This is a genomic window from Nonomuraea sp. NPDC059023, assembly GCF_042740095.1.
Taxonomy (GTDB): Bacteria; Actinomycetota; Actinomycetes; order Streptosporangiales; family Streptosporangiaceae; genus Nonomuraea.
This window is the reverse complement of sequence record NZ_JBHYIO010000027.1, coordinates 1-20,955: the sequence shown is the minus strand read 5'-3', so window position 1 is coordinate 20,955 and position 20,955 is coordinate 1. Positions and strand designations below refer to the sequence as shown.

The following is a 20,955-nucleotide window of genomic DNA, read 5'->3' as shown; positions in this document are numbered from 1 at the left end:
GCGAGAGCCCCCGCTTCCCGCCTTAACCACCCTGCCGGAGCGCGACCCGGCGGGGTATCCGCCAACCGCGTCCGTAATCGCGCATTCCGGATAGACAACCGGCTTCCACTCGTGTTCCGGAAACGGCAAGATGTGCGCCATCGGCATAAGGGGGGCCACGTGCTGGTCGACGAAATGCATGACCTGGTCACGCGGCATTTCGCGCCGCATCAGCTGAAGGTGCGCGAACTCAGTCCCGACGGCGCGCGCTACCGGCCGCTGCACCGGGGGACGCTCACGATGCAGACGCTCGCCTACGGGGCGGAGATCAGCGTGAGCGTGCGCGACCTGGAGGACTTCTACATCCACGTGCCGCTGCGTGGCCACGGGCGGCTGAGCGTGGACCGGCGCGAGCTCTGCACCCCGATCACCGTCATCGGCCCGGGGCAGCGGCCCGTCATGAACTGGAGCGTCAACCACGAGGTTCTCATCGTCCAGGTCCCGCAGGCGCAGGTCGAGCGGACGCTGGCGGACTACCTCAGCGGCCCGTCCCCGAGGGTGCCCGTCTTCGAGCCGGAGATCGCCATCGACGGCCCGTTCGGCGGCGCGCTGCGCGGTCTTGCCGAGGGGGTGCTGTCGTTCACGGCCTCGCCGCTGGCCGCCCACCACATGGAGCAGTTCCTCCTGCACACGATGGTCGCCTCGCACGCCGGGAACTTCGCCGCCGTGGTGGCCGAACCCGCCCCGCTCGCCGGTCAGGCGGCGCTCCGGCGGGCCCGCCGTTACTGCGAAGACCATGCGGGGGAGCTCGTCTCGCTGCGTGACATCGCCGCGGCGGCCCGGGTGAGTGTACGCACCCTGCAGGCGAGTTTCCGTGAACACATGCAGACGACCCCGATGGCGTACCTGCGCGAGGTCCGCCTGGCCAAGGCCCACGCCGACCTGCGGACGATCGCCGAAACCGGCGCGTCGACGAGCGTCACGGACGTGGCGCTGCGGTGGGGCTTCCCCCACCTGAGCCGCTTCGCCGCCCATTACTTCCAGAAGTACGGCGAGCTACCCTCCGCCACCCGCCGCCCGATCTGAGGCCGCCGGCTTGCCAACCTTACTCCGTAAGGATAAGGTCGGCCTCAGTTGCCCTTACGGTGTAAGTGCTTCGACGTCTACGAGAAGAGTGCTATGAAGGAAAACAGGCGCGCGGCCGCCATGGCCGGCGCGCTGGTCATCATGGGCATGATCGCGGGAATGCTGAGTGTCGTTCCCGTCATCGAGGAATCGAACTATCTGGCTCTCATCCCGGCGCACGAGAACCAGATCATCGTCGGCGCCGTTTCCCAGTTCATCATGATCCCGGCCTATGTCGGGTTCGCGCTGTGCCTGTACCCCACGTTGAGGAAGGTGAATGAAGCGCTCAGTCTGGGATTCCTCGGATTCAGGCTGGTCGCCGCGACGTTCCATTTCATCGGCGTGATTCTCCTGCCCTTGTTCCTGGTGCTGGGCCAGAAATTCGCCCAAGGCGGCGCGGCTCACCTTGCCACCATCGGCGAGCTGCTACGAACCGCGCGCGACTTCGTCAACCATGTCGCGCTGATCATCTCGCTGGGTCTCGGGGATCTCCTGCTGTTCGGGATTCTGTATCGATCGAGGCTTGTGCCTCGCTGGCTGTCCGCCTGGGGCCTTCTCGGGGCCGGGTCGGCCATACTGGCCAGCTTCCTGGTGCTGGTGGGCCTGACCGACGTCGTCACACCCGTCTACCTGGCCATCAATGCGCCACTGGCGCTCCAGAGCCTGGTCCTGGCCATCTGGTTGATCGCAAAGGGCTTCGACACCAGGACACGGACCGCGGCACACGAAGCCCAGCGCGGCTGACACGCCCCCCGGACCGGCAACGCTCAGCGAGATCCGCCGGGGAAACCACCGACCCGGCCGATCTCGCTCAGCTCGCCGAGCATCGCGGACTTGCGTTCGTCCGAGGTGAACGCCGCCCGGATCGCGTTCCGGGTGAAGCCGGCGAGCTGATCGACGCTCATGCCGAGTCGCGCCGCCGCGGCGTACTCCCGCTCGATCGTCGTGCTGAGCTGGACGGGATTGTCGGTGGCCAGGGTGACCGCGACGCCCGCCTCGACCAGCCGGAGCAGCGGGTGCTCCGCGAGCTCCGGCAGGACGCCGAAGTAGTCGTTGCACGTCAACGCGCATTCCAGCGTCACACCCCGGTCAACGAGCAGCTTCGGCAGCTCCGGGTCGGCCGCGGCGTGGATGCCGTGCCCGATCCTGGTCAGACCCGGCATGCGCGCCGCGGCGGCGATGTTGGCCGTCGACAGCTCGCCCGCGTGCGCCGTGATCCCCAGTCCGGCTTCGGCGAAGCGCTCCGCCAGCCGGTACATGGGGGCCCAGTCCGCCTCGGTGTCGTACGGCGCATAGAGGAAGTCGGCCCCCGCCAGCCCTTCCCCGGCCGCGCGGACACAGCCGTCGGCGAACGCGTCCGCGCGTCCGGGATCCCGCCCCGCGTGGATGACGATCGCCAGTGCCTCGGCGCGCAGGCGCGGATAGTCGGTACGCACCTGCCGCTCGGCTTGCCGGAACATCGACATGAAGCCGTCACGCGTGACGACCTCACCGCCGCAGCGGATCTCGACATACCAGGCGCCGGCGGCAGCGTGATCGCGCATCAGCGCCGCGAACCTCGCGACGAACAACTCGTCGTCATCGTCGTGTCCGAGCGGAACCGGCTGCACCGACCCGACCCGCCGCAAGCGCTCCTTGCCGGGCGGGATCTCGGCCGCCAGCCGCCGGCGCCAGGCCGCCCAGTCGTACGGCTCCCGGCCTTCGCGTTCGGCCAGGATCAGATCGAGATAACGGGTCGCTTCCTGATGGACGTGCAGATCGGCTTTCGGCAAGCTCGCGAGGGAATCCAGAGCCTTCACCAGACGACTCTACAGGCGCGGGCCGGCGTGGTGGGCGGCCGGTTTATGGACGTGATCCAGCCCGGCCGTGGCGCAATCAAGAATGAGAAAGACCCCACCCGGCGAACCGGGGAGGGCCTTTCTCGGCGAATGAAGCCAATGTGATTGTTGCCTTCACGGCGAGTCTATCCGGTGAGCCGCTGAATCGTGCAGGAATATCTCCGGAACTGCTCCCGCCGAGCAGCACGGCGATGTCAAGGGTCGTCCGCCTTGATCACCATGGCGCTCGCATATCGAACAAGAGGGAATCGCGAATACACGCCACCTGCTTCGTGCCCCGCGCGAGTACGAGCGGTCGCGCATCCACCCCACAACCCGGTGAGCTCGGGGCGATTCTCCGTTTCCATCGCCCCGGGCACACAGCCGACCGGCCTGCGCGAAAGCCGCCGTGTAGATCATGTGAAGGAGTTTCCTCATGACCACGCCCCATGGCACTGACAAGCCGCAGTTCAAGCGCCCCAATCTGGAGCGTCAGGCGATCTGGTTCACGATCGGCCTGTACCTGTTCATCTGCGCCGCCCTGCTGGCCGTGCACTACTTCGCGCCCGCCCCGGACACCGGCTCCTCATCCACCTCGCCGTACAACCCGGGATCCCAAGCTCGCGCGGTGTGTGACCGAAACGTGCATGCTACGGTCCAGCTCAGGGAGGGGCTTATGTCGATAAATGGAGTTCCGGGCCACTTTCTGCGTACGGCTGCCGCCGCCGCCGGAGTCGAGGTACGGCAGGCGAGCGCCACTCATGTGGACTGCGACCAGGCGGTGACCGTGATGCGGCACCTCTGGCACGTCACCGGCGACGAACTCCTGCGCGTCGGCCCCAGACCGGTGCCGCCCGGCACGTTCCGGATGATCGCCCTCGCCCTGATCCACGCGCCCGACCTGCGCGCCGCCCTGGAGCGCCTGGTCGAGTTCGCGGCGATCACCACCGGCTACACCCAAAGCAGGTTCGTCGTGGACGGCTCGACGGCCCGGATCGAGCTCGCCGCCGAGACCCAGACCTCGCCCCTGGCCGCCGAGATCATGCTCAGCCTCGTGCACCGCTTCCCGGCCTGGCTCATCGCGCGGCGCATCGCCCTCATCGGCCTGGAACTGCCCTTCCCCGAACCCGGCTACAGCGCCGAGTACGCCCCGATCTTCGGCCGCGCGCCCGGCTTCGACGCCCCCTCGGCCGCCCTCAGCTTCGACGCCCGCCTGCTCAGCGCCCCGATCGTGCGCGATGAGCGCGAACTGCTGAGCTACATCCGCCGCTCCCCGGCCGACCTGCTCCTGCACCGCGACTACGGCACCACGACCGCCGACCGGGTCCGCAACGTCATCGAACGCGGCGACATGACCACCTGGACCCGCGCCGAGGACGTGGCCGCCCGGTTGTCGGTGAGCGTCCAGCACATGCGCAGGCTCCTGCGGCGGGAAGGCACGTCCTTCAACCGGATCCGCGAGGAGCTGCTGCGCGACATCGCCCTGGACAGCCTGCGCCGGGGCGGCGAGTCCATCGACGCGCTCTCCTACCGGCTCGGGTTCTCCGAGCCCAGCGCGTTCCGCCGCGCGTTCACCCGCTGGTTCGGGCGCCCGCCCGGCGAGTACCGCCACAGCCTGAAGACGATCGGCAGTGCCGTACCGGCCAGGCACAACCAGGCGAAGACATCGCCGATCACCCGGTACGGCGTGGCCGAACCCCGGATCGGCACGTCGGAGAACACCACGTGCCGATCGGCGCCCGCGTAGTCGTGCGCGGCCAGCGTCCGCCCCTGCGCGTCGAAAGCCCCTGACACGCCGAACTCCGCCTGACGGAGCATGGAGTAGCCGTTCTCGATCGCCCGGAGCCGCGCCTTCTGGCTGTGGACCGGGCCGATCTCCGCCCAGTCGCGAGCCGGCACGATCATGATGTCCGCGTCCACCCGCATGAGCTCGGGGAAGTCCGCGTCGAAGCAGATCACCGTGGCCAGCCGCCCGTACGGCGTCGCCGTCACCGGCACCACGCCGTTACCGGCCGGGTAGTTCTCGAGGCCGGGGATGGGATGGGCCTTGTCGTAGACCCAGACCTGCCGGCCCGAGGGGTCGAACAGGTACACGCGATTGGCCGTGGGCCGGCCGACCGACACCGCGGCCTGCAGGTAGATCCCGCTCTCCCGCGCGGCGGCGGCGACCTCGGCCAGGAACGCCCGTTCGTCGCCGGCCAGCACGTTCGCCGCCTGCTCGGACCAGACGACGATCTTCGCCCCCTCACGCGCGGCCTCCCGCGTCCTCTGCAGCAGGTTCGTGTTGACCTTGGTGTACGCGGCCCGCAGCATGGCCGGATCCATCACGGCCACCTCGGCCGGCGACGTGTCCTCGCCGATGACGCCACGCAGGTCCCGCGTGACAGACGTGTCCGGGCTGATGCCCGCCACCCGCACGGTCGCCCCGCCGGGTGGCAGGAACGCGAGCCTGGCCCCGCCGAGCATCAGGACGAGAACCATCACGCCCGCGTACACCGCCGGCGCCCGCCACGAAGGCCGCTCCCAGACCTGGTTGGCGACGCTCGCGAACCACCCGATCAGGAAGCTCACCCCGTACGGCCCGGTGAGCGCGACGACCTGGAGCAGGGCCAGGTTGTCGTGCTGGGTCGCGGCGGGCACGCCGAAGGCGGTGCCGAACGGGCTGAGGAGCGTCATCAGGAACCCGCAGGCCGCCATGGCCGCCGGGAAGACCCATGGGGGCGCCGGGGTGAGCAGCCGGTCCACGACGTACGGCAGGACCGTCAGCGTGCCCAGCGCGATCACGCCCAGCACGGTGATCGGGGTCATGGGGACGACGGTCTCGGCCATCCAGAACAGTCCCGCCGCGGCCGAGGCCACCCAGACCAGGAGCAAGCCGGTGAAGGCCGGGCTCAGCCGTACGAACCGCAGGAGAAAGACCGGAGCCAGCCACGCCGCCACCGCTATGTCGTAGCGCCCGTGCACGGACAGGAGCCAGAGCAGCCCTCCCGCCGCCAGCCACGCCCAGCGCCATCTCGCGTCCCGCATCCGGTCCTCCCGTGGAGTCGTGTCCGGTGCTCGACGCTAGGGGTGCGCTGGTGGCGGGGGCTGCGACCGTACCTCTCCGATTCCGTGACCAAGACGTGCCCGCGTTCCCGGGGCGGTGGCCGTCAGGTGACGGTACGGCGCATCGCCGGGCGGTCCTTCTTGCGGCGTGCCACTTCGGTGAACCCGGCTTCCCGGAAGGCCGAGGCGATGCCGGTCATGGCGTTGTCCGCGCCCGCGATCTGTCCTGGCGCCGGGTCGACGGGGAAGCCCTCGACGGTGTGCTGCCCGTTCCCGGCGGCGAAGTCGCACGCGGCGGCGATCATCTTCGCCTGAAGCCGCTGGTGGCGGTGGTCGCGCCGGACGAACAAGCAGGTGATCACCCAGGTCGGCGTGTCGTCGAGGGCTTTGGTCACCGGTGAACGCTGCAGGCGTGGATACTCCGAGCGTTCGCCGATCCCGACCCAGCCCACGGGTTCGCCGCCCAGGTAGCACACCAGCCCGGGTGGCGGCTGCTGTTTCGAGCGTTCACGCAGCGCGTTCCGGTTGCCGTCTCCCGCGCCGGCCTCCCATTCCTTGAACGAGAGCCGCCAGTGCATGCACCAGCATCCGCGCGCGCCGCCGTTCGAGCCCATGACCCGCTCGAAGTCCTTCCACGTCGCGGGTGTGAGCGGTGCAGTCGTGAAATCCGTCATGCGGGGCGCTCCTTCCTTGCCTGCCGTCACTTCCGAGACTCCCCAGGCGCCCGCCGACGACGAGAACCAGCGCGGTCGACAACCGTGCCGCACGGTACGGCTCCCGCCGGCAGCAGGACGTCCGCGGCGCCCCGACCGAAGATCCTCAAGGCCCGCTCAACCCCGCCCGGCCTGGCGATACGGCGGGAACGTCGAGACCCCGAGCGTGCGCGGCCGATGCTCGCAATCCCCTCACCGTCACCTTCAACATAGCTACGATGGTGACGTTAAACAAGCAGGCCGTTACCATCAAGTGGCATACGATGGTGATGATGGTGTGCGACCGAAGGAGGCTTCGACGTGAGCAACGACCCCAGCAACGCGGCGCCCGGCGCGCTGGAAGTGGTGCGGAGGTTCGTCGACACCCACGACATCTACAACGGCCAGGACGCCTTGGGCGACGTGGAAGCCGCCACCGCGTGGCTGGCCGAGGAGGGTTTGCTGAGCGGGGGCCGGCCGATGACCGCACGCGACCTGTCGGCGCTACGAAGGCTGCGCGACGCCCTGCGTGAGATGGCCGCGGCCAACACCCTGGGCGAGCGGCCGCCCCGCGCGGCCGTCGACGCGTTCAACGATCTCACCGCGCCGCACGCCGCCTCGGTACGCCTCGACGTGTTGCACGGATCCATGGCCGCCTCCGTCCGGCCACGCGAGGACGGCCCCGGAGGCGTCATCGCGGCGCTCGCGGCGGCCGTACACGAGGCCGTGCTCACGCAGACGTGGACGCGGCTGAAGTCGTGCGACAACCCAGAGTGCCGATGGCTGTTCTACGACCAGTCGCGCAACCGCACGGCCCGGTGGTGCAGCATGCGCGGCTGCGGCAGCATCGTGAAAGCCCGCCGCTACCGCGACAGGCAGCGCCAGCGCGCCGCGGACACCCCATGACCACGCTGGCCAGGGCAACCCCCTCAGAACCGGCGGTTCAGGTGCCAGGAGCCCAGCAAGTAGGCGATTTAATAAACTTCGTCAAGAATTGAATCGCAGAGGTCCGCACATTAGGCTCATCCGCACGGTTTCCCCCGGGCTGATGAAGGGCTGCGGCGATGGTCGGATGGGCGGGCGCTGTTCGGCCGAGGAGGCGGCGTGGAGGGCGCTGACCCTCCGGCCCCGCGGCCGATCCGTACCGGCCGCCGGAGCCTGGAACTGACGCATCGGATCGACGGGTGGATCAGGGAGCGGGTGCGGCTGCTGGCGCGGTGGGCGTGAACGGGGCGGGCAAGAGCACGCTGGTGAAGCTGCTCACCGGCATGTACCTGCCCACCTCGGGAACGATCTCCGTGGAGGGGATTCCGCTCAACGAACTCGACCTGGACCAGTGGCGCTCCAGGACGTCCGGGGTCTTCCAGGACTTCGTGAAGTTCCAGTTCCCCGCCGGGCAGAGCGTGGGCGTGGGCGACCTCGGGCAGGACTTCGCCCCCGACGCCGTGCGCGCGGCGGTGAACGCCGCGGGCGCTTCCTCCACCGTCGCCCTGCTGCCCAACGGTCTGGACACCCAGCTCGGACGCGTCTACGAGGGCGCCGAACTCTCCCACGGCCAGTGGCAGAAGCTCGCCCTGGCCCGCGGCCTCATGCGCCGGACACCGCTGCTCATGGTCCTCGACGAATCCACCGCTGCCCTGGACCCCCAGGCCGAGCACGACCTGTTCGAACGATTCATCGCCCGCGCCCGCGCGGCTGCCGCCACCGACGGCGCGACCATCGTGCTGGTGTCGCACCGCTTCTCCACCGTGCACATGGCCGACCACATCGTGGTGATCGCCGACGGCACCATCGCCGAAGCGGGCTCCCACGAGGAACTCATGGCACGCGACGGCACCTACGCCGGGCTGTTCACCCTGCAGGCGAGCGCCTACACCCTCGACGAATAGGACCCTCAGGATCCGGGCCGCGATCGCAGGCGCTGGGGGCCGGTACGGCGGCGCCAGCCGTACCGTGTCAGGCCGCGCGGTTTGTAGACGGACAGGATCGTCGCGATGACCAGCACCGTCGCGCCCCCGATCGAATGAGGCAGCGTCGCGGGCAGGAGCCGCGGGTCGGCGTCGCTCAGCGCTGATGCGGTCAGGGAGCGCACCGTCCGGCTCTCGATCAGCAGGACGGCCGTGGCAGCGACGGTGAGGATGAGCTTCACCAGCACCCAGTAGTGGCGCACCAGCCCCCAAGGCGTGCCCAGGGCGTTGACCAGCCCGATGACGAGGGAGGCCCCGGCCAGAGGAACGATCGCGAACCGGACGAGCACGTCCATGCCGGCGTAGGCGCCGCGCACCGCCGGGACGTCCGTGCCGAACGCGGCCGTGACGTCGAGGGCCAGGTAGGCGAGGACCGCGCCGAGCCATCCGACGGAGGAGGCGATGTGCGTGGTCAGGATGAGTTTGCGCAGGCGGGGCGGCATCACGGGCGGGGCTCCGCGAGGGTCGCCGCGTGCGCGGGGGAGGCGTGCCGGCCGGGGCCGTGTTCGCCGCCGACGCCGAAGACCTGGGCGATGAGGAACGCCAGGAGCAGGATGGCCGCGACGATCCCGGAGATCTTTACCCACTTCGGCGCCGGTGGCGGTGTCGGGGAAGACATGTCGTTCTCCTTTTTGCGAGACAGTATGTCGCTATAGGGGACATCTGTCACGACCTTGTCGTCCCGTATGCTTGGACGGTGCCCAAACTGTGGAACGAGACCATCGAGGCGCACCGGGCCGCCGTGCGAGACGCGATTCTGGACGCCGCCTGGGCGCTGGTCGTCGAGCGCGGGCTGATGTCCGTCACGATGGCGCAGATCGCCGAGCGGGCGGCCATCGGCCGGGCCACGGTCTACAAGTACTTCGCCGACGTGGAATCGATCCTGTCCGCCTGGCACGAGCGGCAGGTCGCCGCCCATCTCCAGCAGCTCACCGAGATCGCGAACCGGCCGGGCGAGGCGGGCCGCCGGTTGGCGGCGGTGCTTGCCGCGTACGCGCGCATCCTGCGGCGGCGCGGGGATCACGGCCCCGACCTGGGCGCGCTCCTGCATCACGACGGGCACCCGGCGCACGCCCAGCGGCATCTCGCCGACCTCGTCCGCGCCCTGCTGGAGGAGGGGGCGGAGAGCGGGGAGTTCAGGGCGGACGTGCCCGCCGCCGAACTCGCGCGCTACTGCCTCCACGCGCTGTCGGCCGCCGCGGGCATGCCCTCCGAGGCCGCCGTCGTACGGCTGGCCGGGGTGGTCATGAGCGGAGTCACCGCCGGCGGTTGAGCTACCGGGCCCGCCTCCCATCAGGCGGCGTCGAGGGCCTCGGTGATCTTGCGGGTCATCTCGGCCATGGTGGGGCTGGGGTACTTCTGGGCCCGGGTGGCCGCTTCGGCGGCGACGATGACGGTACGGCGGAAGTTGTCGGCCTCGGCCGGATCCTGCTGCCTGAGCAGGTTCATGGCGGCGGTCAAGGCGGGCAGCACCCGGTCGGCGAGTTCGGCGACGGTCTTGCCGTACTTCGCACCCTTGGGCGCCTTGGTGATCACGTGCCCGACCTGGCCGGTCGCGGAGGTCAGGGCGACGGAGCCGTGGGTGGCGGCCTGGTGGGCGGAACCGGCGGCGCCGGCGGCCGACATCAGGGAGACGGCGCCCCAGGCGGCGAGGCGGAGGGTGAGCTTGTCCTGGTCGGTGAGGGTGACGGACATGATGGTCTGCTCCTTGGAGTGAAGTCGCCGGTGAACGGTGCTCCGTTCATGTCCTTCACTCTCTTCGACCGCTCTGATACCGGGCCGTCGCCGCCCTGACGCGGCCTCTGACACAACACCGCACGTGTCAGGTGCCTACGTCGAAGACGAGGTCGTAGAAGTCGCCCCGGTAGGTGGAGCGTCCCCATTCGACCACGGCGCCGTGCCGGTCCCAGGCCTGCCGTTCCACCAGAAAGGAGGGCAGCGCGGGGGCGGCTCCGAGCAGGGCCGCCTCCTGCTCGCCCAGCGCGATCGCGGAGACCCGGTGCACGGCCCGCTCCACCCGCACGTCCCAGCGGTCGCTGAGCGTGGCGTACAGGGACATGTCATCGCGCAGGACGCGCGGCAGGCCGGGGAAGCGGCGCGCGGACAGATGGGTGTGCTCGATCGCGATGGGCGTGCCGTCGGCGGAGCGGAGCCTGCGCAGGTCGATGACACGTTCGCCGGGATCGACGCCGAGCCGCTCGGCGAGGGCGATGCCGGCCCGGCGGGTGCGGGCCGACAGGATGCGGGCGGCCGGAGTCCTGCCCCGGGCCCGCATCTCCTCGCTGAAGGAGGCCATCGTGGTGCCCTGCTGCAGTTTCGGCTCGGCGACGTACGTGCCGGAACCGCTGGAGCGCCGGATCACGCCCAGCATGACGAGTTCCTGGACCTTCTGCCGGACCGTTCCCCTGGCCACCTGGTAGCGCTCGGCGATCGAGCGTTCCGAGGGCAGCAGCGTGCCCGGCGGCAGGGCGCGCACCATGAGCTCCAGGATCTCCCTGATCTGGTCGCCCTTGTTGCGGCCGGGGTCGAGGTCCGGTGGCAGCGCGAGATCGTGGAAGCTGTCATGCGGCGTGCGGGCCATCAGCGGAAGTCGCTGATGCGGAAGACCGCCAGCATGTCCGCCCCTCGCGCGCCGGTGGAGAACGATGCTTCCGCCCCGACCCATCCGCGGAAGGCGCCCTTGTCGTCGATGATCTGCATGAGCGGTTTGACGTGGGAGTTGCCGGTGTAGCAGAACTGGCCGCGCTCCATCGCCAGGCACGTGCACCAGTGCCACATCGAGTCGCGGCGGTCGGAGTTGGAGATCTTCGTGAGGTAGTACTGGATGGAGCTGACGTTCGCACGGGTGCCGCCGCCGTACTTGGGGCAGCCGCCGGCCTTCTGGCAGGCGCCGTTGGAGGAGGGCTGCAGGTAGGTCAGGCAGCTCGTGGTGGTCGTGCAGGCGCGGAAGGCCTTGTGGCCGAACGGCTGGTTCATGGAGGGCACGAGCCTGCCGCCCGCCCAGCTCGTCAGATCCTGCCGGAGCGTGCCGGGGTGCGCCTTCACCGAGCTCATCGCGCGCCGGGTGCCGAGCGCGGCGTTGCTGCCGTAGGCGTAGCCGTGGGTGGCGAGCGAACTGGACTTGAGGTCCAGCCGCGCCAGCTTCCCGTCGGGGGAGGGGCGCACGAACCACTGCTCCGTCCACGTCTGGGCGATCTTCCACTGGATGCTCACGACGTTCCCCGACACGGTGTACGTCCCGGTGCGGGTCTCGTCGGGCGCGCCGGTGAAGCCGCCCGCGGTGAGCACCTGGCAGGTACGTACCCGCGTCCCCTTGCCGCCCGCCTTGGTGCTGCAGCCCGCGTCCGGGGTCATGCCGGTGCCCTGCCTGGCCTCGGGGTGGCGCTGCCACCACAGGTAGAGGGACGAGGTCACGGTGCCGTTCGCGGCGAAGCGGTAACTGCCCAGGCGCACCCAGTTCTCCCGGGAGGACGCCTTGAGATGCCCCTGCGACACGACATACGTGGACTTGCCCCCTGGCAGCGCCGCGGCGGCCGCCGGTTGGGCGGGTGCGAGGGTGAAGGCGAGAACCGCCGCCGCCCCGATGGAAAGAACGGTACGCATAGAGACACTCCCGGTGGCCTTTACGGGCTTCGCCGAATTCCACGGGCCACCGTATCCGGTCTATACCGGATACGTCGGCGAAAGCCGGGAAAGCTCTGCCCGGTTGCGGCGAAGGAAGGAGGAAGAACCGCGGCCGGGGGGCGGTCGCCGGCCGTAAGGCGCTTCAGGGGGCCAGGTCGTCGCGGCGCAGCAGTGGTTCGACGGCCGCCCGCATCACGGTGGTGGCGTCGCCCGCGCCCGTCCAGCGGCTGAAGGCCGCGGCCGCCTGGGCCACCAGCATGCCGGCGCCCCCTGCCGCGCGCATGCCCCGCGCGCTGGCCTGGCGCACGAGTTCGGTCAGCCGCGGGAGGTAGACCACGTCGAACACGGCGGCGCGCGGCGAGAGCAGGCCGACGTCCACCACGGGGCCCGGGGTGAGCATGCCGACCGATGTGGCGTTGACGAACAGGTCCGCTCCGGCCAGGCGATCGCGTACGCGCGGATCGGCGAAGGCCATCGGCTCGATCGCCGCCAGATCGCCGAACCTGGCCGCGAGCCGGCGCGCGTCCGCGGCGTCGAGGTCGAGGACGGTGAGGCCGGCTCCGTCCTTGGCCAGGCCGTACGACACGGCGTGGCCGACACCGCCCGAGCCCGCCACGACGACCCCGGCGCCGCGCAGGTCCGTGCCCACGTGCTCGCGCAGCGCCGTCATGAAGCCGCTCACGTCGGTGTTGAAGCCGACCAGCCGCCCGTCCGCGCGGGCCTCCACGCTGTTGACCGCGCCGATCCGCAGGGCGTCGGGCTCGATCTCGTCGAGGAGCGGCATGATCACCTGTTTGTGCGGCGCGGTGATCTGGAAGCCGAGCCAATGCTCGTCCCTGGCCTGCCGTACCTGCTCGGCCAGGTCGGATGCGCGCACCTCCCGCAGCTCGTAGCGGGCGTCGATGCCGAACGCCGCGAAGGCGGCGTTGTGCATGACGGCCGAGTGGGTCCGCCGCAGCGGGTTGCCGAACAGGGCTACGGTGCGCATCACGACTTCCTGAAGGCCGGCGGACGCTTGGCCAGGAAGGCGCGTGCGCCTTCGCGTGCGTCCTGGGTGGAGAAGATCTCTTCCGACGCGTCGAGCTCCAGCGCGAGCCCGTCGTCCAGCGGCCGGTCCGCGGCCTGGTCGATCAGTGCTTTCGCCGCCTGTACGGCGAGCGGCCCGCGCGCGGCGATCGTCGCGGCCATCTCCCGGGCAGCGGCCAGCGCCGTTCCCGCGCGTACCACGCGGTTGACCAGGCCGATCGAGAGCGCGGTGGCGGCGTCGAGCGGCTCGCCCAGGAGGATGATCTCCTTGGCGCGGGCCGGTCCGACGATGCGCGGCAGCCGCTGGGTGCCGCCGCTGCCCGGCAGGACGCCGAGTTTGAGCTCCGGCAGGCCGAGCCTGGCCTGGTCGCCCGCGATCCGCAGGTCGCAGCAGAGCGCGAGTTCGAGGCCGCCGCCGAGCGCGTACCCCTCGACGGCCGCGATGGACGGCACCCGGAGCCTGGCGAGCTGCCGGTAGACGAGCTTCTCCAGCAGCAGTTTGCGTTCGGCGACGTGCTCGTGCAGTTCGTCGAACTCGGCAATGTCCGAGCCCGCGCAGAAGGCCCGCGTGCCCGCGCCGTGGAGGATCACGACCCGGGTGTCCTCGTCGCCGGCGACGGCGCGCAGCGCGGTGCGCAGTTGCCCGGTCAGCTCGCGGGAGACGACGTTCATCGGCGGGTTGTCCAGCTCGATCTCCGCGCAGGTTCCGTGTGTCACGTTGACCAGCGTCGCCATGTCAGTCCTCTTGTCCGAAGGTGATCCCCATGCGGGCGGCGCGGAACAGGCGGGCGTCCATGGGGCGCAGGTGCTCGCTTACCTTCGGGCGGAAGTCCATGTGGGCGAACACGTCCTTCTCCACGTCCATCCCGTCGGCGACCTCGATCAGCTCCAGGCCGTCGGCGGTCAGGGCGAAGACGGCGCGTTCGGTGATGTAGCGGACGCTCTGGCCCTTGCCCAGCGCCATCGCGCCGTTGAAGCTGATCTCCCTGACGTCGTCGACGAACTTGCGCCGGGCGCCTTCTCGTTCGACACGGGGCCGGCCGCCGGACAGATCGACGCGCAGGCCGCCCGCGGTGAACGTGCCGACGAAGCAGAGCCGCCCGGTCCGCGCGCTGATGTTGACGAAGCCGCCGGGGCCGCGCATCCGGTCGTCGAAGGCGTGCACGTTGACGTTGCCGTGCCGGTCGACCTGGGCGAAGGACAGGCTCGCCACATCGAGGCCGCCGCCGTCGTAGAAGTCGAACATGGAGGGCTGTTCCAGGCGGGCCTGGTAGTTCACCCCGGCGCCGCCGTCCGGGCCGTGCGCGGGCACGCCGCCGAAGATGCCCTGCTCGACGGTGAGCGTCAGCCGTTCCGCCACGCCTTCCTCGGCGGCCACCGCGCCGATCTGCTGGGAGATGCCGAAGCCCAGGTTGCAGATGTCGCCCCGGCGGAACTCGAGCAGGGCGCGGCGCGCGATCACCTTGCGCACGTCCAGGGGTGTGGGGGCGGCCGTGCCGTACGGCCTGCGCAGCTCACCCGAGAAGTACGGCGAGTAGCCGGTGCGGTAGGTCTGCCCCTGCTCGGCGTCGACGTAGACGTGGTCGACCAGCGCGCCGGGGATGCGCACCTGGTTCGGCGGGAGCGAGCCGCGCGTCGTCAGGTGGGCGACCTGGGCGATGACGACGCCGCCGCTGTTGTGCGCGGCCATCGCCAGCGCGAGGGAGTCGCCGAGGATCGGCTCGTGCTCGAAGGTGAGGTTGCCGTCCTCGTCGGCGGTGCTCGCGCGGATCACCGCGACGTCGACGGGCAGCGCGGGGTAGAAGAGCCATTCCCGCCCGGCCAGCTCGACGATCTGGACGAGGTCCTCGGTGGTGCGCGCGTTCTGCCGTCCGCCGGTCTGGCGCGGGTCCACGTACGTGCCCAGGCCCACGTGGGTGAGATGACCGGGACGGCCCGCGGCGATGTCGCGGCACAGGGCCGACAGCACGCCCTGGGGGAAGGAGTACGCCTCGATCGCGCCCTCGGCGACCATCGCGCCGAGGGCGGGTTCGTTGCCGATGTTGCTGCCGATGGTGCGCCGGGTCAGTCCGGGCAGCGCGAGCTGGGACAGGCCGCGCTGGGCGAAGTCGCCGATGCCGACGACGCGGACCGTGGTCAGGTCGCGGGGCGCGGCGGTGCGGGTGAAGGTCGCGGCGAGTTCGTCGATGAACGCCTGCGGCACGCCGTGCCCGGCGCCGGACCCGCCGATCCACAGGGCGGCGCCGTCCGGCACCAGGGCCACGGCCTGCGCGACGGTGCGGAGTTTGGCGCTCATGGCATCAGCCCGCCGCTGTTGGGGCTGAGCGTCTGGCCGAGCATGAGGCGGGCGCCGTCGGACAGCAGGAAGGTCACGCATTCGGCCACTTCCTCCGGCTCGGCGAAGCGGCCGAGCGGAAGCTCGGCCATGCGCTTGCGCCCGACCTCGCCCTCCATCACGGTGCGCCCCATCGCGGTGTTGGTGACGCCGGGCGACACGGCGTTGGCCCTGATGCCGCGCGAACCGAACTCCCGCGAGATCGACTTGGCCAGCGCGATCGCGCCTGCCTTGGCACTGGCGTAGTGCGCGGCTCCGGCCCAGCCCATCTGGCCGAGCCTGGAGGCGATGTTGACGATGGAGCCGGAGCCGCGTTCCAGCATGCCGGGAAGTACGGCCTGGCTCGCATGGAACATCCCGGACAGATCCGTCCTGAGGACCAGGTCCCACTGCTCGGGAGTGATGTCGAGGAAGTCCGACTCCATGAGGATTCCGGCATTGTTGACCAGGCCGTCGACGCGCCCGAAGCGCTCCCCGGCCCAGGCGGCCAGCGCGAACACGTCCTCGCGCACCGACACGTCGCACGGCCGGACGTCGGCGTCGCGGCCCATCGCCCGGACCTTCTCGGCGACCTCGTGGGCTCCGGCCCGGCTGGAGTGGTAGGCGACGGCGACGTGCGCGCCGTCGCGGGCGGCGGCCAGGGCGACGGATCGTCCTATTCCCCGGCCGCCTCCCGTGACCAGGACGACCCGGTCGAGGAGGGGTGTCGATGGCATGAGACCAGCACCTTTCATCGGGAAGCGCTTTCAATTTTCTGCACGTTCTCATGAAAATTGAACACACGCAAGACTTAAGGCAGCCTTGACACTAGCTGCGCCGATGGATAGAAAGCGCTTGCAATTCAAGTCAAAGGAGCGCTCATGGATCAGGTCCGAGCCGGCATCATCATGAACGGCGTCACCGGGCGCATGGGAACCCGGCAGCACCTCGACAGGTCGATCATCGCGATCAGGGATCAGGGCGGGCTGACCCTCTCCGACGGGCGGACGCTCACGGTCGACCCGATCCTCGTCGGCCGCAACGCCGCCAAGGTCGAGTCCCTCGCCCGCCGGTACGGGATCGACCGCTGGACCACCGACCTCGACGCGGCCCTCGCCAACCCGGACGACACGATCTACTTCGACGCCCAGGTCACCAACCTGCGCGCCGAGGCGGTCAGGAAGGCGATCGCGGCGGGCAAGCACGTCTACTGCGAGAAGCCGACCGCCGGTGACCTGGCGGACGCCCTCGACCTCGTCAGGCTCGCCGAGGCCGCGGGCGTCAAGCACGGCGTCGTGCAGGACAAGCTGTTCCTGCCGGGAATCCGCAAGCTGAAGCGGCTGGTCGACGGCGGATTCTTCGGCGACCTGCTCAGCTTCCGGCTCAACTTCGGCTACTGGGTGTTCGAAGGCGACTGGCAGCCGATCAACAGGCCCTCATGGAACTACCGCAGGCAGGACGGCGGCGGCCTCATCCTGGACATGTACCCGCACTGGCGCTATGTCCTCGACGACATCGTCGGCCCGGTCAGGTCGGTGCTGTGCCATGGCGAGATCCACATCCCGAGCCGCTGGGACGAGGACGGCGACGCGTACGTGGCGACGGCCGAGGACGCCGCCTACGGCCTGTTCCAGTTCGACCACGGCGTCGTGGCGCAGTTCACCACGTCGTGGGCGACTCGCCCCTACCGTGACGAGATCGGCGAGTGGCAGCTCGACGGCACGCTCGGCAGCGCCGTCGCCGGGCTGCGCGAGTGCCGGATCCAGTCGCGCGCCGCCACCCCGATGCCCGTGTGGAACCCGGACATCCCCAACCCGATCGACTTCCGCGGCGGTTGGTCCCCGGTCCCCGACAACGAGGAGTACGGCAACGCCTTCCGCGCGCAGTGGGAGATGTTCCTGCGTCACGTCGCCGAGGACGCCGCATTCCCCTGGGACCTGCTGGAAGGGGCCAAGGGCGTCCAGCTCGCCGAGCTCGCGATGCGCTCGTGGCGCGAGCGCCGCTGGATCGACGTCCCGGAGCTCACGGTCCCGTCGTCATGAGCCCCTGACGGTGGGGGCGGTGCTGTCGCGCATGAGCACGGTCCCGCCGATCTCCACGGTGTGCCGCGGCTCGTCCAGGGGCAGCAGCGCGAGGTCCAGCGCGGTCCTGCCGATACGTTCGAGCGGGAGTTCCACGGTGGTCAGGGCCGGTACGGCGTCGGAGGCCAAGGGGGTGCCGCCGAAGCCCGCGACGGAGACGTCCTCGGGGATGCGCAGCCCGTTGCTCCTGGCCCAGGCCATCGCGCCCACCGCCACCACGTCGGCCACCCCCCACAGGCAGGTCGGCCGATCGGGGCGGTCGAGCAGGCGGCGGGCGGCCCGCGCGCCGCCGTCCCGCGACATGTCGGCGTGCACGATGGCGTCGGGCGCCAGCTCGATGCCCCGGTCCTGCAGGCCGAGCCGGAAACCGTGCATGCGGTCGCGCACCGCGATGAGCTTGGCGGGGCCGGAGATCACGCCGAAGGAGGTGTGGCCCAGGTCGGCGAGCAGGTGCGCGAGCCGGCGGGTGGCCTCGACGTTGTCCACCTCGACGAGATGACCGATCCTGCGTCCGCGGGTCACCGAGACGACCGCGCCGCCGTCGGCCTGGTACGCCGACAGTTGCGCGGTCATCGCGGCCGTGTGCGCCCGGTCGGCGAAGGAGCTGCCCGCCAGGATGATCGCGCGGGGGCGCTGCGTGCTCAGCAGGCTGACGTAGCTGAGCTCCTGTCGCGGGTCCCGGTACGTGCACACCATGGTCACCAGCAGCCGGTGCGCCTCGGCCGCCTTGATCACCCCTCCGGCGATCATGGCGAAGTACGCGTCCCGCACGTCGTGCACGACGAGCCCGACACTGGTCGAGGTCGAGCTGGCCAGGGCGCGCGCGTGCAGGTTCGGCCGGTAGCCGAGCTCGGCGGCGGAGGCGACGACCTTGTCGCGCAGCGCGGCCCTGCCCTTGTAGTCGGAGCCGCTCAGCATGCGCGAGGCGGTGGCCAGGGAGACGCCGGCGTGGTCGGCGACGTCCTGAAGCCGGACCCGGCGTCCTTCAGACGACATCCGTGTTCCTCCCGTGAACTGCGAGCGCGAGCACAAGATACTCGACCCTCCGGCAGGAACGCCGACGCCTAGCCGGTCGGCCGCCGGGCGGTGGTCTCCCGGGGGATGACGCGGTGGCTCAGGAGGGTCGTCGCCGCGTCGCCGGGCTGGGCGTCGATCACGTGCTGGGCGGCCATGGCGCCCATCTCGTACAGCGGCAGGCTCACCGTGGTGAGGCCGACGAACCGGGCGACCCTGAGGTCGTTGATGCCGGCGACGGAGATCTCGCCCGGCACGTCGATGCCGGCCTGCCGCAGCGCGTTGAGCGCGCCGACGGCGGCCTCGTCGTTGGCCGCGAGGACGGCGTCGGGCAGCGGCGGGCGGGCGATGAGCCGCATGGCGGCCAGGTGGCCTGCCTCGAAGTCGAAGCCGCCGGGCAGGCACCGCGCCACCTCGCCCAGGTTCGCGTCGTTCATGCAGGCCAGGAAGCCGTCGCGGCGTTGCTTGCTCGTGGTCATGCCCGGCGGGCCTTCGATGAAGGCGATCCGGCGGTGGCCGAGCGAGACGAGGTGGTCGGTGACGTCGCGGGCGGCGGCCTCGTTGTCGGCGGTGATGACCGGGCAGCCGAGGTCGCGGGCGGTCAGGGACACGGCCTGGATGCCCTGGTCCTTGGCCTGCCGTACCGCCTCGGCCAGGTCCGGCGCGAGCGGATCGTCCTCGAAGCCGCTACCGGCGATGATCACCCCGGCCGCGCGGTAGTCGCGCATGGTCCGCAGCCTGCTGATCTCCGTGCTGGTACGCCGGTCGACGTTGGACAGCATGGTGACGTATCCGGCGCGGCTGGCGACGTCGTCGATGCCGCGGGCGATGACGGAGAAGTAGGGGTTGACGATGTCGCTGACGAGGACGCCGATGAGCCTGCTGCTGCGCGACACCAGGGCCCGCGCGAGAGCGCTGGGCGAGTAGCCGAGCTTCTCCGCGGTCGCGATGACCTTGGCGCGGGTCTTGGCCGAGATCGGGTGACTGGAGCCGGTCAGCACCCGTGACGCTGTCGACACGGAGACGCCGGCCGCTCGTGCGACTTCCACCAATGAGCTCACGGCACTCAGCATAGCGAGGAAAACGTTTGCCTGCGTCATCCGAGGTCAGCGGGCGAATCTGACATTTGCCGCGAAGAACGCCCTTGACGGCGGCCCGATCCTTCTCTCTATGCTGCCGTTAGGCATACGTTTGCCTAGCCGTTGACAAGGAGCATTATGCATCTGAAGAGGCTCGCGGCGCTGGCGGTGATGTCCGCACTGGCCGCGTGCGGCGTTCGGGGGACCGAGACCAACCCGGACGGGACCCTCTCGTTCTCGATCGCCGTCACGGAGCCGGACATCACCACCGTGCCGATTCTCGCCGCCGTCGACGTGGTCAGGCAGGCGGGCCACAAGGTCGAGGTGGTGGAGCTCGCGGAGCCGGAACTGGCCATCGGGGGCCTGGCCGAGGGCGCGTACGCGATCTCCGCCGAGGCGACCAGCCCCGCGCTGAGCGCCATCGAGCAGGAGGCGCCCATCCGGATCATCGCCGACGCGATCGGCAACCAGTGGGCGATCTACGGCAAGTCCCGGGTCACCTGTGACGAACTGAACGGCAGACCGTTCGGGATCTTCAGCCGGGGCGCGGTCGCCACCGCGATGACCGAGGAGTGGGTACGCACGCAGTGCACCGGGGACCGCAAGCCGGAGTACCTGACCATCGGCGGATCGGACGTGCGCGCCCAGGCCCTGGTCGCCGGCGAGATCGACGCCACGGCGCTGGAGCTGGCCGACGTGGTGGCCCTGGAGCGCTCGGGCGACTCCGCCTTCGCCCAGGTCGTCGACTTCGGCAAGACCCTGCCCGACCTGCGTCCCCAGACGGTCTACGCCAACACCGCGTTCCTCGCCGAGCACAGGGACGTGGCGCAGCTGTTCGTCTCCGCGCTGGTGCGCGAGCACGCCAGGATCAACGCCGATCCGCGGCACCTGGTGAACCTCGTGCGGACCTACCTGCCGGAGGAGGAGATCGGCGACGTGGCCGAGATCGCCGAACGCTCGGTCAAGGCGGGCCTGTTCGACGCGGCGGGACTGACGGAGCGCAACATGCAGGTCACCATCGACTTCTTCGTCCGCGCCGGCGTGATCGAGCCGGGGATGAAGGCGAAGGACGCCACCGATCTGTCGTTCATCAAGGCGGCTGCCTAATGCTTCTGTCAAGCTGCGGTGCGGATCTGGTGGCCGGGGTCGTAGGGCTTGCGGGTGCGCAAGATGGCGTGCAGGACGTTGATGC

The 20,955-nt window shown here is 70.3% G+C and carries 22 protein-coding genes and 1 pseudogene; 9 read left to right on the top strand and 14 right to left on the bottom strand.

What is annotated here, in order from left to right; genetic code table 11:
* The first annotated feature begins 159 nt into the window (after positions 1 to 159).
* Both ACFWYW_RS37275 and ACFWYW_RS37270 read left to right on the top strand, forming a co-directional pair.
* Complete coding sequence (locus ACFWYW_RS37275; protein WP_379625571.1) at positions 160 to 1,065, top strand: AraC family transcriptional regulator; 906 nt, start codon at positions 160 to 162, stop codon at positions 1,063 to 1,065.
* Between the two features lie 93 nt (positions 1,066 to 1,158).
* Positions 1,159 to 1,848 carry a DUF4386 domain-containing protein gene (locus tag ACFWYW_RS37270; RefSeq protein ID WP_379625573.1) on the top strand — a complete coding sequence of 230 codons (690 nt, stop codon included), beginning with the start codon at positions 1,159 to 1,161 and terminating at the stop codon, positions 1,846 to 1,848.
* Positions 1,849 to 1,871: 23 nt separating this feature from the next.
* On the opposite strand, the gene ACFWYW_RS37265 is transcribed toward ACFWYW_RS37270, so the two are convergent.
* Complete coding sequence (locus ACFWYW_RS37265; protein ID WP_379625575.1) at positions 1,872 to 2,903, bottom strand: adenosine deaminase; 1,032 nt, start codon at positions 2,901 to 2,903, stop codon at positions 1,872 to 1,874.
* Positions 2,904 to 3,357: 454 nt separating this feature from the next.
* On the opposite strand from ACFWYW_RS37265, the gene ACFWYW_RS37260 reads away from it, so the two are divergent.
* Positions 3,358 to 4,668, top strand: a complete 1,311-nt coding sequence (locus ACFWYW_RS37260; RefSeq protein WP_379625577.1) for an AraC family transcriptional regulator — start codon at positions 3,358 to 3,360, stop codon at positions 4,666 to 4,668.
* A gap of 17 nt (positions 4,669 to 4,685) precedes the next feature.
* Here ACFWYW_RS37260 and ACFWYW_RS37255 read toward each other — a convergent pair.
* A pseudogene (locus ACFWYW_RS37255) lies at positions 4,686 to 5,948 on the bottom strand (nitrilase-related carbon-nitrogen hydrolase); the annotation flags it as partial.
* Positions 5,949 to 6,070: 122 nt separating this feature from the next.
* Positions 6,071 to 6,640: a GNAT family N-acetyltransferase gene (locus tag ACFWYW_RS37250; RefSeq protein WP_379625579.1), complete on the bottom strand. Its 570-nt coding sequence runs from the start codon at positions 6,638 to 6,640 to the stop codon at positions 6,071 to 6,073.
* A 339-nt stretch (positions 6,641 to 6,979) separates the two neighbouring features.
* Here ACFWYW_RS37250 and ACFWYW_RS37245 point away from each other — a divergent pair, with 339 nt between their 5' ends.
* The 3 genes from ACFWYW_RS37245 to ACFWYW_RS37235 all read left to right on the top strand — a co-directional run bounded on the left by ACFWYW_RS37245 (position 6,980) and on the right by ACFWYW_RS37235 (position 8,547).
* Complete coding sequence (locus tag ACFWYW_RS37245) at positions 6,980 to 7,564, top strand: CGNR zinc finger domain-containing protein (protein ID WP_379625581.1); 585 nt, start codon at positions 6,980 to 6,982, stop codon at positions 7,562 to 7,564.
* Between the two features lie 198 nt (positions 7,565 to 7,762).
* On the top strand, positions 7,763 to 7,885 hold the full coding sequence (locus ACFWYW_RS37240; protein WP_379625583.1) for a hypothetical protein: 123 nt from the start codon (positions 7,763 to 7,765) through the stop codon (positions 7,883 to 7,885).
* A complete protein-coding gene (locus tag ACFWYW_RS37235) occupies positions 7,876 to 8,547 on the top strand; it encodes an ATP-binding cassette domain-containing protein (RefSeq protein ID WP_379625585.1) in 672 nt (223 codons plus the stop codon). Before ACFWYW_RS37240 ends, ACFWYW_RS37235 begins: the two co-directional genes overlap by 10 nt.
* Before the next feature lie 5 nt (positions 8,548 to 8,552).
* On the opposite strand, the gene ACFWYW_RS37230 is transcribed toward ACFWYW_RS37235, so the two are convergent.
* Together ACFWYW_RS37230 and ACFWYW_RS37225 are read right to left on the bottom strand one after the other, a co-directional pair.
* Positions 8,553 to 9,071, bottom strand: coding sequence for a hypothetical protein (locus ACFWYW_RS37230; RefSeq protein ID WP_379625587.1), 519 nt, complete (start codon positions 9,069 to 9,071; stop codon positions 8,553 to 8,555).
* Positions 9,068 to 9,244, bottom strand: a complete 177-nt coding sequence (locus tag ACFWYW_RS37225; RefSeq protein WP_379625589.1) for a hypothetical protein — start codon at positions 9,242 to 9,244, stop codon at positions 9,068 to 9,070. Before ACFWYW_RS37225 ends, ACFWYW_RS37230 begins: the two co-directional genes overlap by 4 nt.
* 78 nt (positions 9,245 to 9,322) lie before the next feature.
* Between ACFWYW_RS37225 and ACFWYW_RS37220 the strand changes: the two genes are divergently transcribed.
* The gene (locus tag ACFWYW_RS37220; protein WP_379625591.1) at positions 9,323 to 9,898 is read left to right on the top strand and encodes a TetR/AcrR family transcriptional regulator; all 576 of its coding nucleotides are present in this window, start codon (positions 9,323 to 9,325) and stop codon (positions 9,896 to 9,898) included.
* A gap of 20 nt (positions 9,899 to 9,918) precedes the next feature.
* Here the strand turns inward: ACFWYW_RS37220 and ACFWYW_RS37215 are convergent, their stop codons facing one another.
* The 7 genes from ACFWYW_RS37215 to ACFWYW_RS37185 all read right to left on the bottom strand — a co-directional run bounded on the left by ACFWYW_RS37215 (position 9,919) and on the right by ACFWYW_RS37185 (position 16,326).
* Positions 9,919 to 10,320 carry a hypothetical protein gene (locus ACFWYW_RS37215; protein WP_379625593.1) on the bottom strand — a complete coding sequence of 134 codons (402 nt, stop codon included), beginning with the start codon at positions 10,318 to 10,320 and terminating at the stop codon, positions 9,919 to 9,921.
* Between the two features lie 127 nt (positions 10,321 to 10,447).
* Positions 10,448 to 11,206 (bottom strand): GntR family transcriptional regulator, encoded by a 759-nt coding sequence (locus ACFWYW_RS37210; RefSeq protein ID WP_379625595.1) that lies wholly within the window; start codon positions 11,204 to 11,206, stop codon positions 10,448 to 10,450.
* Positions 11,206 to 12,228 carry a hypothetical protein gene (locus ACFWYW_RS37205; RefSeq protein WP_379625597.1) on the bottom strand — a complete coding sequence of 341 codons (1,023 nt, stop codon included), beginning with the start codon at positions 12,226 to 12,228 and terminating at the stop codon, positions 11,206 to 11,208. Before ACFWYW_RS37205 ends, ACFWYW_RS37210 begins: the two co-directional genes overlap by 1 nt.
* Before the next feature lie 163 nt (positions 12,229 to 12,391).
* Complete coding sequence (locus ACFWYW_RS37200) at positions 12,392 to 13,237, bottom strand: shikimate dehydrogenase family protein (RefSeq protein ID WP_379625599.1); 846 nt, start codon at positions 13,235 to 13,237, stop codon at positions 12,392 to 12,394.
* Positions 13,237 to 14,010 (bottom strand): enoyl-CoA hydratase/isomerase family protein, encoded by a 774-nt coding sequence (locus ACFWYW_RS37195; RefSeq protein WP_379625601.1) that lies wholly within the window; start codon positions 14,008 to 14,010, stop codon positions 13,237 to 13,239. The genes ACFWYW_RS37200 and ACFWYW_RS37195 overlap by 1 nt, the downstream gene beginning before the upstream one ends.
* A 1-nt stretch (position 14,011) precedes the next feature.
* Positions 14,012 to 15,571 (bottom strand): acyl CoA:acetate/3-ketoacid CoA transferase, encoded by a 1,560-nt coding sequence (locus tag ACFWYW_RS37190; RefSeq protein ID WP_379625603.1) that lies wholly within the window; start codon positions 15,569 to 15,571, stop codon positions 14,012 to 14,014.
* Complete coding sequence (locus ACFWYW_RS37185) at positions 15,568 to 16,326, bottom strand: SDR family NAD(P)-dependent oxidoreductase (RefSeq protein ID WP_379625605.1); 759 nt, start codon at positions 16,324 to 16,326, stop codon at positions 15,568 to 15,570. Before ACFWYW_RS37185 ends, ACFWYW_RS37190 begins: the two co-directional genes overlap by 4 nt.
* 144 nt (positions 16,327 to 16,470) lie before the next feature.
* On the opposite strand from ACFWYW_RS37185, the gene ACFWYW_RS37180 reads away from it, so the two are divergent.
* The gene (locus ACFWYW_RS37180) at positions 16,471 to 17,631 is read left to right on the top strand and encodes a Gfo/Idh/MocA family protein (RefSeq protein WP_379625607.1); all 1,161 of its coding nucleotides are present in this window, start codon (positions 16,471 to 16,473) and stop codon (positions 17,629 to 17,631) included.
* On the opposite strand, the gene ACFWYW_RS37175 is transcribed toward ACFWYW_RS37180, so the two are convergent.
* Both ACFWYW_RS37175 and ACFWYW_RS37170 read right to left on the bottom strand, forming a co-directional pair.
* The gene (locus ACFWYW_RS37175) at positions 17,626 to 18,666 is read right to left on the bottom strand and encodes a LacI family DNA-binding transcriptional regulator (protein ID WP_379625609.1); all 1,041 of its coding nucleotides are present in this window, start codon (positions 18,664 to 18,666) and stop codon (positions 17,626 to 17,628) included. The two genes, ACFWYW_RS37180 and ACFWYW_RS37175, sit on opposite strands and share 6 nt — an antisense overlap.
* 68 nt (positions 18,667 to 18,734) lie before the next feature.
* Entirely contained in the window at positions 18,735 to 19,745 is a 1,011-nt protein-coding gene (locus ACFWYW_RS37170) for a LacI family DNA-binding transcriptional regulator (protein ID WP_379625611.1), read from the bottom strand.
* Positions 19,746 to 19,901: 156 nt separating this feature from the next.
* Between ACFWYW_RS37170 and ACFWYW_RS37165 the strand changes: the two genes are divergently transcribed.
* Positions 19,902 to 20,870 carry an ABC transporter substrate-binding protein gene (locus tag ACFWYW_RS37165; protein ID WP_379625613.1) on the top strand — a complete coding sequence of 323 codons (969 nt, stop codon included), beginning with the start codon at positions 19,902 to 19,904 and terminating at the stop codon, positions 20,868 to 20,870.
* Positions 20,871 to 20,955: the final 85 nt, after the last annotated feature.

Excerpts from the sequence above, each read along its gene's own strand:
- ACFWYW_RS37270 (WP_379625573.1), top strand. The coding sequence starts at position 1,159 with ATGAAGGAAAACAGGCGCGCGGCCGCCATGGCCGGCGCGCTGGTCATC.
- ACFWYW_RS37260 (WP_379625577.1), top strand. The coding sequence starts at position 3,358 with ATGACCACGCCCCATGGCACTGACAAGCCGCAGTTCAAGCGCCCCAAT.
- ACFWYW_RS37250 (WP_379625579.1), bottom strand. The coding sequence starts at position 6,640 with ATGACGGATTTCACGACTGCACCGCTCACACCCGCGACGTGGAAGGAC.
- ACFWYW_RS37225 (WP_379625589.1), bottom strand. The coding sequence starts at position 9,244 with ATGTCTTCCCCGACACCGCCACCGGCGCCGAAGTGGGTAAAGATCTCC.
- ACFWYW_RS37215 (WP_379625593.1), bottom strand. The coding sequence starts at position 10,320 with ATGTCCGTCACCCTCACCGACCAGGACAAGCTCACCCTCCGCCTCGCC.
- ACFWYW_RS37210 (WP_379625595.1), bottom strand. The coding sequence starts at position 11,206 with ATGGCCCGCACGCCGCATGACAGCTTCCACGATCTCGCGCTGCCACCG.
- ACFWYW_RS37205 (WP_379625597.1), bottom strand. The coding sequence starts at position 12,228 with ATGCGTACCGTTCTTTCCATCGGGGCGGCGGCGGTTCTCGCCTTCACC.
- ACFWYW_RS37200 (WP_379625599.1), bottom strand. The coding sequence starts at position 13,237 with ATGCGCACCGTAGCCCTGTTCGGCAACCCGCTGCGGCGGACCCACTCG.
- ACFWYW_RS37195 (WP_379625601.1), bottom strand. The coding sequence starts at position 14,010 with ATGGCGACGCTGGTCAACGTGACACACGGAACCTGCGCGGAGATCGAG.
- ACFWYW_RS37190 (WP_379625603.1), bottom strand. The coding sequence starts at position 15,571 with ATGAGCGCCAAACTCCGCACCGTCGCGCAGGCCGTGGCCCTGGTGCCG.
- ACFWYW_RS37185 (WP_379625605.1), bottom strand. The coding sequence starts at position 16,326 with ATGCCATCGACACCCCTCCTCGACCGGGTCGTCCTGGTCACGGGAGGC.
- ACFWYW_RS37180 (WP_379625607.1), top strand. The coding sequence starts at position 16,471 with ATGGATCAGGTCCGAGCCGGCATCATCATGAACGGCGTCACCGGGCGC.
- ACFWYW_RS37175 (WP_379625609.1), bottom strand. The coding sequence starts at position 18,666 with ATGTCGTCTGAAGGACGCCGGGTCCGGCTTCAGGACGTCGCCGACCAC.
- ACFWYW_RS37165 (WP_379625613.1), top strand. The coding sequence starts at position 19,902 with ATGCATCTGAAGAGGCTCGCGGCGCTGGCGGTGATGTCCGCACTGGCC.